This is a genomic window from Salegentibacter lacus, assembly GCF_020164555.1.
Taxonomy (GTDB): Bacteria; Bacteroidota; Bacteroidia; order Flavobacteriales; family Flavobacteriaceae; genus Salegentibacter; species Salegentibacter lacus.
In genome coordinates, this window is sequence record NZ_JAIQZB010000035.1 from 1 (window position 1) to 12,744 (window position 12,744).

The window sequence follows — 12,744 nt, forward strand, 5'->3', positions numbered from 1 at the left end:
CCTCTTCCCATTCCGAACAGAGAAGTTAAGCCCGTTAGCGCAGATGGTACTGCTATTTGTGGGAGAGTATGTCGCCGCCTTTCTTTTGAACCCTTCATCATTATTTGATGAAGGGTTTTTTTATGAAGTAAAGTGAGATATTAATCCAATAATTGATTGGTTAGTATTTTTCCTTATCAAAAATTATGATTAAGAGATAAGTGCCGTGATATTTAAATTGCTCTATTAATACTTAAAACCGGAAGATCATAGTTATTGATAATTTCTTCAGTAATGCTCGGACTAAAAATAGTATCAAACCCGGAACGCTGATGTGTTATACTGGTAAAGAGATCTGGTTTGAGTTTATTTAAAGCCATTCCTATTCCCCGTGCTTCATTATTAGCGTTTAAATGTTGTGTTTTTAAATTTTTAGCTTCACTTTTTCCTAAAAATTCATTGGCCATACTGTCAATTTCCTTAGTTTCTTTAAAGTTATAAGGTGTGTTAATATATACCAGTTCTATTTCGATTTTTAGCTTCTCTAGAATTCTGTATATTTTTTCAAATGCTCTTTGAGATTCTTCTTTTAAATCAGTGGCAATTAAAACTTTTTTAAGTTTACTCAAATCCAACTTATATTTTATGGCAAATACCGGCACCTTTGAATGGCGTATAAGTTTTTGAGTATTGGAACCCAATATTTTCTCAAAACCTTTGGTACCATGTGTACCCATAATTGCCAATTCGTATTTCTCGGGATTAACATAATTATTCAACTCATCCATACCTGTATTAAAGATTAATGTATGTTCTGCTTCAACACCTTTTTCTTGAGCATTTTTCTCCCAGATTTTCAATTCTTCTTTTGCATTTTCAATGCTCTCCTTTGTTTCAGGATATTTAGCTTCATCCTGGCGATTTAATTTAGACCAATCTACCGGAGTTTGTATGCTATGAAGAAATCGTATTGGAAAATTGAGCGCCTTCGCAATTTCGATTCCAAATTCTGATGCGTAATTTGCAGATTCAGAGAAGTCGGTGGGTATGAGTATATGTTTCATGATGCCGAATATTTTTATATAAAGTTAAAGGGCATTAGCGCTATATAAAATGATAAATATCAGGTTTATTCATTGCTAAATTCCGTAAAAAATTTAATTCTTTTTATTTTTGAGCTCTTATGAAAGTAGATAATTTAGAACAGGGTTTTTTCGGTATTGGTATTCAGAATGGAAAAACCCCCGAAAACTTAGGTGTCCTTTGGCGCTCAGCACAGAATATGGGCGCAAGCTATATATTTACTATCGGCAATCGGTATGCAAAGCAAGCCTGTGATACTCATAAAGCAGTTGGAGCCATGCCCTATTTTCATTATAAAACTTTTGGGGATTTTTATTCGAATTTACCAAAGGGTGCTATGCTTGTAGGAGTAGAACTTACCGATGATGCTGAGCCACTCGAGACCTTTTCGCATCCCAGACGTTGTGTATATTTACTGGGAGCCGAAGATCATGGTCTTTCAAATCAGGCTATAGAAAAATCGCATTTTTTAGTGAAATTTCAATCTAGTTTAAGCCTAAATGTTTCTGTGGCAGGAAGTATCATTATGTACGATCGCAATAGTAAAATTCTTTAGAGAATTTATACTTTAACTCATATTTCAAATTTTCCCTTCGAGATACGTCTAAGTTTTCTAAATTCTATCTTTTTATAAGCTTCCTTTTATCAAGAATTTTAATCACTTTGATTAAATTAGCGCGAATTACAATAAAAACTTAAAAAGAATGAGATACTTATCCAAAGCTTTGTTTAGCCTCACGGTGGTAGGAATGTTTGCTACCGGTGCTAAAGCACAGGAGGTTGTAGAAAACAACCAGAGTGATTTTAATGAATTTATGGATCGTACCGGTAATATGTACCGTGCTGCCGCTGGAATACCGGGCCCGGAATACTGGCAGAATGAAGCCGATTATGATATTGATGTTACCTTAAATGACGAAGATCACACTATAAAGGGAAAAATCACACTAACCTATACCAATAATAGTCCGCATGAATTAGACTTTATTTGGATGCATTTAGAGCAAAATCGTTTCACCGAAGACTCTCGTGGAACTTTAACTACTCCAATTCAGGGAAACCGTTATAACGGTGATATAGAGGGTGGTTATACTATTTCTAACCTGGAAGCAAAAGTGAAAAGAAGTTCTTCTTCAGAATACCTGATAAATGATACCAGAATGCAGGTTTTCTTTCAAGATCCTATCCCTGCAGATGGAGGCAAGGCCACCGTGTCTATGAATTTCGAATATAAAATTCCGGTAGAAGGAATGGACCGTATGGGAAGACTGGATGTTAAAGACGGAACGATTTACGCTTTAGCCCAATGGTTTCCTAAAGCGGCAGTTTATGACGATATAGAAGGATGGAATATAGAACCATACCTTGGTGCAGGTGAGTTCTATTTAGATTATGGCGATTACGATTATAAAATTACTGCACCGGCAAGCCATATTGTGGTAGCTTCGGGTGAATTGCAGAACCCAAGACAGGTATTGTCTTCTACCGTAAGAGATAGAATGGAAAGAGCTAAAGAAAGCGATTCTACTGTTTATTTGATCAAGCCTGATGAAATAAACGATATGTCTTTACGCGCAAAGCAGGAAGGGACACTTACCTGGCATTTTAAGATGGAAAACACACGTGATATAGCTTTTGGCTCTTCAAAAGCATTTATATGGGATGCGGCAAAAATAGATTTACCTAGCGGAAAGAAAGCTATGGCACAATCGGCTTACCCGATAGAGAGCGATGGGCAAGGAGCCTGGAGTCGTTCTACTGAATATTCTAAAGCTTCTGTAGAACATTATTCTGAAAAATGGTTTGAATATCCTTATCCGGTTGCTGTTAATGTTGCTGCTGATATTGGTGGAATGGAATATCCCGGACTTAACTTTTGCAGTTGGAAAAGTGAAGGTGCTTCGCTTTGGGGAGTTACCGATCACGAATTTGGCCACAACTGGTTCCCGATGATTGTTGGAACTAACGAAAGAAGATACGCATGGATGGATGAAGGTTTTAATACTTTTATCAACTATTACAGTACTTTAGAATTCAATAACGGAGAATATCCTGCGAGATTAAATAAAACCAGGAATATGACAGGCTGGTTTACCAGTGAGCAAAGAGAAGGAATAGATACTTATCCAGATGTTTCTAACTTAAGAAATCTAGGGATGATTGCTTATTACAAGCCTGCTATTGGCTTATTATTGATGAGAGAGTATATTCTAGGAGAGGAGCGTTTTGATAACGCCTTTAAGTCTTATATAGAAACCTGGGCTTATAAACATCCACAGCCTGCCGATTTCTTTAATCATATGGAGAATGTATCTGGAGAAAACCTTTCCTGGTTCTTTAAAAAATGGTTCTACGGTACGGGTAATATAGATTTAGGTTTAGATGGTGTGAGACAGTATGAAGGTAATTACATTATTTCTTTAAGTAACAATGGCGAAATCCCAATGCCGGTTAAAATGGAAATCACTTACGAAGATGGTTCTTCAGAAAATGTGACGCTTCCGGTAGAGATCTGGCAACGTGGTGATTCCTGGAATTATTTACACCGCACCGATAAATCTATTGAAAATGTAGAGTTAGACCCTAATAAAATTTTACCAGATGTAAGTTCTGGTAACGATGCCTGGCCAAATTCTTTTTACCAGGATTAATTGAAATTTATTTTTTCCTGAAGCAATAAATACTTTATATAAAAAAGCTATTCAATTTATTTTGAATAGCTTTTTGTGTTTTTAAATTGTCCTGAATTTTAAATGAAAGCTGAAATAATTCATTGCCGGAAACTCACCAAACCATTCTCGCCTGAAAATTGGTCGGGTTTCCTCTTCATAAAGAGATCGAAAAAGCGGGAAGCAAAAATTTTGGAATTTGTGTACGCTGTATAAAGCCAATTCCCTTAGTTTAGGTAAACTGCGCCCGGTAAAATATCAGAAAATCTTTTTCACCTATTTTTCTCTAAAAAGTTCTTTTTCTTTGATCATTTTAGTGGTGCTTTCCGGAAGCATATCTTCCCACTCCGTTTTTCCTTCTCTAATCATTTGATGAACCTTTCTGGAATGAATATCTAAGGTTTTAGGATCATAATCTTTAATGTCTACCACCCGGCCATTATCTTTAAAATATTGATAAAGCTCCTGCATTCTTGGGTGCACCTTTAAATTTTCGCTGGTAATAATTTCTCCGGTTTTCTGGTCTTTAAGTGGATAAAGATAAATCTTCAAGCTTTTGAAGAATAATTTTCCAAAAGCTTCTAGAATTCCACCACTTAAATGGCGGTAATACCTTTCATCAAAAATATCCTGAAGGGTGCTCACACCCATAGTAAGACCCATTCTTTCTTTGGTATGTTGCCCAAAATATTCTACCACCTTATAATATTCCTGAAAGTTAGAAATCATTACTGTTTGCCCTAACGAGCCCAGTAAATCTGCACGATCCAGGAAGTCCTGTTCGTCTATCTCTCCTTCTCCTTTTAAGTTAGAAAGGGTGATTTCAAAAATAACTATTGTTTTATCTTTGTCTACCTTTCTTTCATTGAGGAAAAGTTCCAGCGATTTTTCGTACATCGCCATATTTACCTTGGTAACCGGTCTAAAACTTCCGCGTAGCGTTAAAATATTTTTTTTATAAAGTAAACTGGCGGGTAGAATGTTGTTACCATCGGGAGCGAACATAATGGCTTCAGTAATACCATTTTTAACTAACTCCAGACTCATTAATCTATTGTCTACATCCTCAAATACAGGACCGGTGAAATTGATAGCATCAATTTCAATCTTATCGGTGGTGAGATGATCAAATAAATGTTTAAGTAATTTTTTAGGATTATCGTAGTGATAAAAAGCTCCATGAATCAGATTCACACCCATTACCCCCAGGCTTATTTGCTGGTGTGAAGCATTATTTTCGTGAAACTGCACATGTAGTACAATCTCGCTATAATCTTCACCAGGTTTGGTTTGAAATCGAATCCCCAGCCAACCGTGACCTTTATATTTTTTTGCCCAATCTATAGTTGCTACAGTATTGGCATAACTAAAAAACAATTTATTGGGATGCTTCAGTCTGGAAATACGTTCTTCAATAAGACCCGTTTCGTAACGCATCATACTGGTTAAGCGTTCTTCGGTAACATAGCGACCGTCATCTTCAATCCCGTAAATAGCGTCACTAAAATCTTTATCGTAGGCGCTTAGGGTTTTTGCAACAGTCCCGGAAGCATTTCCGGCTCTAAAGAAATGGCGCACGGTTTCTTGCCCTGCACCTATTTCAGCAAAAGTTCCGTATATATTTTCATTTAGATTAAGGCGCATCGCCTTGTTCTGCACAGAAGTTATTTCTTCAAACTTCTTTTCTCCTTCAGCAATTATAGACATCGTGTGTATTTTAGTTGAAGTATAAAGTTAAGAAACTTAAGCCTTATCTACCGCAACTTTATAGGTTGGATCTTCTAAAATGTTTACATCTATAATAGCATCAGCATTGCTTAGTAATCTTCGACAATCCTGGCTTAAGTATCTCAAGTGAAGTTTTTTGCCTTGTTTATGGTATCTCTCGGTAAGCTTGTTTAAGGCTTCAATCCCCGACATATCTACCACGCGGCTTTCAGAAAAATCTATAATTACTTCTTCAGGATCGTTTAAAACATCAAATTTATCATTAAAAGCCTGTACAGATCCGAAGAAAAGCGGCCCGTAAATTTCGTAATGCTTTACTCCGTCTTCATCAATACGTTTTCTTGCACGAATACGTTTTGCATTGTCCCAGGCAAAGACAAGCGCTGAAATAATTACTCCAATTAAAACAGCTAAAGCAAGGTTATGAAGAATTACAGTTACCACCGTTACCAAAACCATTACCAGAATATCAGATTTGGGCATTCTTCTAAAGGTTCTTAAACTAGCCCACTCAAAGGTTCCAACCGCAACCATAATCATAACGCCAGTTAGGGCAGCCATTGGCAGTAATTCAATAACTGAAGAGCCAAACATAATAAAGATCAATAAAAACACTGCGGCAACAATACCTGAAAGTCTTGCTCTTGCTCCGGAAGACACGTTAATTAAACTTTGCCCAAGCATGGCACAACCACCCATCCCGGAGAAAAATCCTGAAAGTACATTGGCAGTTCCCTGTGCCACGCACTCCTTATTTCCGCTACCACGTGTTTCAGTAATTTCGTCAACAATATTTAGAGTTAATAAACTTTCTATTAAACCAACCCCGGCCATAATTGCGGCATAAGGAAGAATAAGCATTAAAGTATCCAGGTTAATAGGCACCATTGGAATATGAAATGGAGGGAAACCACCTTTAATAGATGCAATATCTCCAACTGTTTTCGTTTCTATTCCAAATGCAGCAACAATACCAAAAACCACTAAGATTGCTATAAGGGTAGCAGGAACTACTTTTGTGAGTTTCGGCAATAACCAGATAATTAGAATTGCGGTAATAACCAAACCAAGGTAAGTGTACATTGGCGCGCCAGTCATCCATTCCAGTTCGCCTGTTACTGGGTTTAAAGCTTTAAACTGGTCTAATTGCGACATAAAAATGATGATCGCCAAACCATTAACAAACCCAAAGATCACTGAATGCGGCACCAGCCTAATTAATTTACCAAGTTTTAGAACTCCCGCCAATACTTGAATTAGGCCGGCCAGGACTACGGTGGCAAAAACATATTCAGCACCATGGGAAATTGCTAGAGCAACTATAACAACGGCTACAGCGCCCGTCGCACCAGAGATCATCCCGGGACGACCTCCTAAAATAGAGGTAACCAAACCAACCACAAAGGCCGCGTAAAGACCTACTAAAGGCGAAAGCCCTGCGATTAATGCAAAGGCTACTGCTTCGGGAATTAATGCTAAAGCTACAGTAAGCCCGGCAAGTACTTCATTTTTGTAATCTACTTTTTGTGAAAAATCAAACAGGTTGAAGATTTTATTCATCAGAATATAGTTTTAATAGATATTGGAAAGCGGATTTTTTCCGCAGAAAATTAATTTCAGAATATACAAGAAGGCTGCACTTAACTACCTAGGGCGGAGTAAGTGGTGAGGATTGTATGTTTCTTCTTTGTTGCATAAGAGCCGGCAAAATTAGTTAATTATTTTTAATAGAAAAGTATACAGCAGCTTAAGTTGGAATTTTTAATACTTTCACAATATGAAGCTCTCTGATTATCAAATTACAAAAAAATTTTGTTAGAAAATTAGTAGAAAATCTATTTCAGAAATAAATTTAAACCAAAAGGAGATATCTGTTATCTAATCGTCTTACCTTTGTAGCATAAAAATTATCAACATGGTACATAAAGCGGGATTTGTAAATATTATAGGGAACCCAAATGTGGGAAAATCTACCCTTATGAATGCTTTTGTAGGAGAAAAGTTGTCTATTATCACTTCTAAAGCGCAAACCACTCGCCACCGTATTTTAGGAATTGTGAATGGTGAAGATTTCCAAATGCTTCTTAGTGATACCCCGGGAATTATAAAACCGGCTTACGAGTTGCAGGAGTCTATGATGGGTTTTGTGAAGTCTGCTTTTGAAGATGCCGATGTTCTGGTTTATATGGTAGAAATTGGTGAAAAGGAGCTTAAAGATGAAGCCTTTTTTGAAAAGATAATTTCAACCGATATTCCGGTTATTTTATTGCTTAATAAAATCGATAAATCTAACCAGGAAGAACTGGAGAATCAGGTGCAAATGTGGACTGAAAAAGTGCCAAATGCTGAAATTTTCCCTGTTTCGGCGCTGGAAGGTTTTAATGTAGCTGAAGTTTTTAACCGAATTATTGAATTATTACCAGAATCTCCTGCGTTTTATCCAAAAGATACGCTTACCGATAAACCCGAACGTTTCTTTGTAAACGAAATTATTCGTGAAAAGATTTTAATGCATTACAAAAAGGAAATTCCTTATGCGGTTGAAATCGATACCCAGGAATTCTTCGAAGAAGAGAAAATTATTAGAATGCGAAGCGTGATAATGGTAGAGCGCGAAACTCAAAAAGGGATCATTATTGGTCATAAAGGTGCCGCTTTAAAAAGGGTAGGAGTTGAAGCCAGGAAAGATCTTGAAAAATTCTTCGGAAAACAGGTTCACCTGGAGCTTTACGTAAAGGTGAACAAGAACTGGAGAAGCGATCAACGCCAGCTGAAGCGTTTTGGATATAACGAATAATTATTCCGGAAGGAATTTATAAAACTTCGATTTTCCTTTTAGAAAACTTCCGTTTTCTAAGTTTCGGGTAAACCCGAATTTTTACACTAATTTTGCAAACAATTATATTCTCTGTATTTACATGGGGGAATAAAACCTCAATGAGGGATTAAAGAATAAAATGTTATGGGCAATATTGTAGCCATTGTAGGAAGACCAAATGTTGGCAAATCTACTTTTTTCAACCGATTAATTCAACGCCGCGAGGCGATTGTAGATTCGGTTAGTGGGGTAACCCGCGATCGCCATTATGGAAAATCTGACTGGAATGGGCGTAATTTTTCCGTTATAGATACCGGTGGTTATATTGTTGGAAGTGACGATATATTTGAAGCTGAAATAGACAAACAGGTAGAACTTGCCATCGATGAAGCCGATGCTATTATTTTTATGGTAGATGTAGAAAGTGGCGTGACGCCTATGGATGAGGATGTGGCGGAACTGCTTAGAAAGGTAGACAAGCCTGTACTTTTAGCAGTAAATAAGGTAGATAATAATAAAAGACTGGAAAATGCGGTTGAATTTTATTCACTGGGTCTTGGGGAATATTTTCCTATTGCCAGTACAAACGGAAGCGGTACCGGAGATCTACTCGATGCTTTAATCGAAGCGCTTCCCGTAAATGAAGCTGAAGAAGAAACCGAATTACCAAGGTTTGCCGTAGTTGGCCGCCCCAACGCAGGAAAATCTTCGTTTATCAATGCCTTAATTGGTGAAGAACGTTATATAGTTACAGACATTGCAGGAACTACCCGCGATTCTATGGATACCAAATACAACCGTTTTGGTTTTGAATTTAATCTGGTAGATACCGCTGGGATTAGAAGAAAAGCCAAGGTTAAGGAAGATCTTGAGTTTTACTCAGTGATGCGATCTGTTCGTGCGATAGAAAACTGTGATGTTTGTTTGGTGATTTTAGATGCCACTCGTGGATTTGACGGGCAGGTGCAGAATATTTTCTGGCTGGCACAAAGAAACCGCAAAGGAATCGTAATTCTTGTTAATAAATGGGATTTGGTAGAAGATAAGGAAACCAATACCATGAAGGAATTTGAAGCAATGATTAGGCGCGAAATAGAACCCTTCACCGATGTGCCAATTGTTTTTATGTCGGTGCTGACTAAGCAGCGAATTTTTAAAGCAATAGAAACCGCTGTAAAGGTTTATGAAAGCCGTAGCAAGAAAATTAAAACCCGCGAGCTTAACGATATTATGCTTCCAATAATTGAGCAAAATCCGCCACCGGCTTATAAAGGAAAGTATGTAAAAATTAAATTCTGTACACAATTACCTACGCCACAGCCTCAGTTTGCGTTTTTCTGTAATCTTCCACAGTATGTAAGAGATCCTTACAAACGCTTTATAGAGAATAAGTTGAGGAAGGAATTTGATCTTACAGGGGTGCCTATTTCAGTGTATTTTAGAAAAAAATAGAATTCTCTGTTAAACTTTGTAACAAATTGAGAGTCTAACTACCAATATAGTTAGTGAGGCATTGCTTTGTCTTGATTTATTCAACTTTTAACACCTATGCTCTAAATGAGAATTCTCCTTTCTCTTGCCTTGCTTTTCCTGGCAGGAAACCTAACCGCCCAAAATTTCGAAATTAATGGTAAAGTAACTGGCCCGAAAGGGGAACCGCTGGAATCAGCGACGGTTTACCTGGAAAAACCTGCAGATAGTAGTCTGGTAACATATACTATTTCAGATAATTCGGGAGGATTCCAACTCTCCGGAAATGGCGGACTTGAAACTGCCAATTTATTGATCTCTTACGCAGGTTTTAGAACCCACAGTCAGAGTGTGGAAATTCAGGAAACTATCAATTTGGGTACTATCCAAATGGAGGTGGCCGATAATTCTTTGGATGAAATTACTATTACTTCTTCGCGCGCTCCGGTAACTATTAAAAAGGATACGTTGGAGTTTAATGCGGCTTCTTTTAAAACACGAAAGGATGCAAATCTTGAAGAATTGCTGAAGGAATTGCCTGGAGTGGAAGTTGCTACAGATGGAAGTATCACTGTTAATGGGACACCGGTTTCGCAAATTAAAGTAAACGGAAAAGAATTCTTTGGCGACGATCCAAAAATCGCTACTAAAAACCTTCCGAAGGAATTGATTAATAAACTTCAGGTGGTAGACAGCAAAACCAAATCTGAAGAATTTACCGGAAAAGAAGGAGATGCTGAAAATAAAACCATCAACATTACCATAGATGAGGATAAGAACCGCGGATTCTTCTCCAGGCTTACTACCGGTGGTGGAACTAACGAACGTTATGAATTAAGCGGAATCGGGAATTATTTTAAAAACGATATGCGGGTAAGTCTTTTGGCGAGTTCGAATAATATAAATTCTTCCGGGTTTTCATTTGATGAAATTTATGACGCCATGGGCCGAAATGCGTATTCCATTACCAGAAATCGCGGTGGGAATTTCAGTATTAACGGAAGTAACTTTGGAACAGGTAACGGGATTACAAAATCTGATAATGCCGGATTTAGTTTTGTAAACGAATGGCCACAGGAAACCGAACTTTCTTCTAATTATTTTTACAGCCGTGCCGATAACATTACCGAAAGCAGAACCCAAAGAGAGAATATTCTTCCTAACAGGAGGTTCTTTAATAATTCTGAATCCAGTGGTAATCGGGTGAATAATAATCACCGTTTTAATTTAGGATTCGAGATTCAGCCTGATACCTTAACCAGAATTTCTGTTAGACCGAATATAAACACTAACAACGGTCGCTCTTCTAACCAATCTTTTACCGAATCTGTTGCCGAAGATGGTACGCCAATAAACACCGCTTTAACCGATAATTATTCGGAGGTTCACAGCGTTAACTTTTCTAACCGATTAAATTTTACTCGCAAATTTGGTGAGAATGGAGGGTATTATAGCTTAGGTTTCAATAACCAAAATAACACTCGTTCGCAGGATAACAATTTCTTTTCCGAAAGAGAGATTTACAATCAGGAAGGCGAATTGGTAAATACCGATATTCAGGATCAGTTAATTTCCGAAGAAAATAAGGATAACAATTACGGGCTTGATCTAAGCACACGTTTTCCTATTACCGAAGAATTAATGCTTGATGTAAGCTACAATTTTGATAAAGAAGATGGTCGAAATGAGCGCTTGGTGTATGACGCAAACGATGAAGGCGATTATACGCTATTGGATAATGAATTAAGCAACGATTTTGTATCAGAATCTTTTACACACCGCCCAAGTTTGGGACTTGCTTATAATGGTGAGAAATTAAGAGCAAGTGTTTCCGGAGGTTTTCAAAGTATAAGACTTAAAAATGAAGATCTTTTTACAGAAACTTCTATAGATAATACCTACGAAAATCTTTTTGCTAATGCTTATTTCAGGTATAATCTGTCACAGGGAAAAGCTATTTATTTCAACTACAGCAATTCCTGGGATGCTCCTTCTTTAAATCAATTGCAGCCGGTAACCAACACTATAAATCCGTTGAATATTATTACCGGTAATCCAGATCTTAGACCGGCTTTAAGACATAGATTTTATTTCAACTTTAATAATTTCGATTTTAAAACACGATCTGGTTTTTACGCATATTTAGGAGGGAACTTTACAGACGATCAGGTGGTGACACGCAGCACTGTAGACGAGGATTTGGTGAGAACCACTACATATACCAACGTAGATGGGGCCTATAATTATTTTGGGGGTGGAAATATTGATAAAACTTTTGAACTTGAAAAAGAAAGTTCTATTAAAGTTAGAGGAGGAGTTTATGGAAATTACAATAGAAATGTTGGATTTACCAACGAGCAACGTTTTATCTCTAAAACCCTTAATCTAACTCCTAATTTAGGAGTAGAATATAATTTCAGGGATTTAGTAACTATTGAACCTTTTTATAGCGTTGAATTTGTAGATGCTGAATACAGTTTTAATAACAGGGAGGAGAATTATAAGAATCAGAATATTTCTTTGGCGTTAACCTCTTTTTGGCCTGAAAAATTTGTGATAGGAAGTGATATTGCCTATCAGTCTATTGGAAATGCTTCCCCGGGGTTTGACAATTCATTCTACTTATGGAATGCCAGTTTGGGCTATGAAATCCTTGGAGATAATGGAACTCTAAAAGTAAAAGTATTCGACTTGCTGGATCAAAACATTGCAACGCGAAGGTTTACGGGAGACGATTTTATCCAGGATACACAAGAGCTTGTTTTAGAACAATATTTTATGCTGAGTTTTACGTATAAAATAAGCAAGTTCGGAGGAAAAGATCCGAATAATAACAGGAGAGGGAGGTAGGATTTGCTCCCCTCCTTCTAAAGCTACCGTGTGTACACATCTTTTGCCAGTTCTAACCCTTCCATAATATAGTTGAACCTTTCCATTCCTCTTTTTAGAACGATTACTCCAGGTGGACCTTGAGATTGATACCCTTTCCATCCACCA

The 12,744-nt window shown here is 37.3% G+C and carries 8 protein-coding genes and 1 rRNA gene; 6 read left to right on the forward strand and 3 right to left on the reverse strand.

What is annotated here, in order from left to right; translation table 11 throughout:
- Positions 1–83 (forward strand): 5S ribosomal RNA (rrf, locus tag LB465_RS17560); the annotation flags it as partial.
- Between the two features lie 129 nt (positions 84–212).
- Here the strand turns inward: rrf and LB465_RS17565 are convergent.
- Positions 213–1,043: a universal stress protein gene (locus LB465_RS17565; RefSeq protein WP_224471225.1), complete on the reverse strand. Its 831-nt coding sequence runs from the start codon at positions 1,041–1,043 to the stop codon at positions 213–215.
- A 119-nt stretch (positions 1,044–1,162) separates the two neighbouring features.
- Between LB465_RS17565 and LB465_RS17570 the strand changes: the two genes are divergently transcribed.
- Together LB465_RS17570 and LB465_RS17575 are read left to right on the forward strand one after the other, a co-directional pair.
- Positions 1,163–1,618, forward strand: a complete 456-nt coding sequence (locus tag LB465_RS17570) for an RNA methyltransferase (RefSeq protein WP_224471226.1) — start codon at positions 1,163–1,165, stop codon at positions 1,616–1,618.
- A 148-nt stretch (positions 1,619–1,766) separates the two neighbouring features.
- Complete coding sequence (locus LB465_RS17575) at positions 1,767–3,713, forward strand: M1 family metallopeptidase (protein ID WP_224471227.1); 1,947 nt, start codon at positions 1,767–1,769, stop codon at positions 3,711–3,713.
- A 294-nt stretch (positions 3,714–4,007) separates the two neighbouring features.
- Here the strand turns inward: LB465_RS17575 and LB465_RS17580 are convergent, their stop codons facing one another.
- Complete coding sequence (locus LB465_RS17580) at positions 4,008–5,438, reverse strand: TonB-dependent receptor (RefSeq protein ID WP_224471228.1); 1,431 nt, start codon at positions 5,436–5,438, stop codon at positions 4,008–4,010.
- 36 nt (positions 5,439–5,474) lie between these two features.
- A complete protein-coding gene (locus LB465_RS17585) occupies positions 5,475–7,019 on the reverse strand; it encodes a SulP family inorganic anion transporter (protein WP_224471229.1) in 1,545 nt (514 codons plus the stop codon).
- A 355-nt stretch (positions 7,020–7,374) separates the two neighbouring features.
- Between LB465_RS17585 and era the strand changes: the two genes are divergently transcribed.
- From era to LB465_RS17600, 3 genes are all read left to right on the forward strand, one after another.
- A complete protein-coding gene (gene era, locus LB465_RS17590) occupies positions 7,375–8,256 on the forward strand; it encodes a GTPase Era (protein ID WP_224471230.1) in 882 nt (293 codons plus the stop codon).
- A gap of 165 nt (positions 8,257–8,421) precedes the next feature.
- Positions 8,422–9,729, forward strand: coding sequence for a ribosome biogenesis GTPase Der (der, locus tag LB465_RS17595; protein WP_224471231.1), 1,308 nt, complete (start codon positions 8,422–8,424; stop codon positions 9,727–9,729).
- A gap of 105 nt (positions 9,730–9,834) precedes the next feature.
- The gene (locus LB465_RS17600; protein ID WP_224471232.1) at positions 9,835–12,597 is read left to right on the forward strand and encodes a TonB-dependent receptor; all 2,763 of its coding nucleotides are present in this window, start codon (positions 9,835–9,837) and stop codon (positions 12,595–12,597) included.
- Positions 12,598–12,744 lie beyond the last annotated feature (147 nt).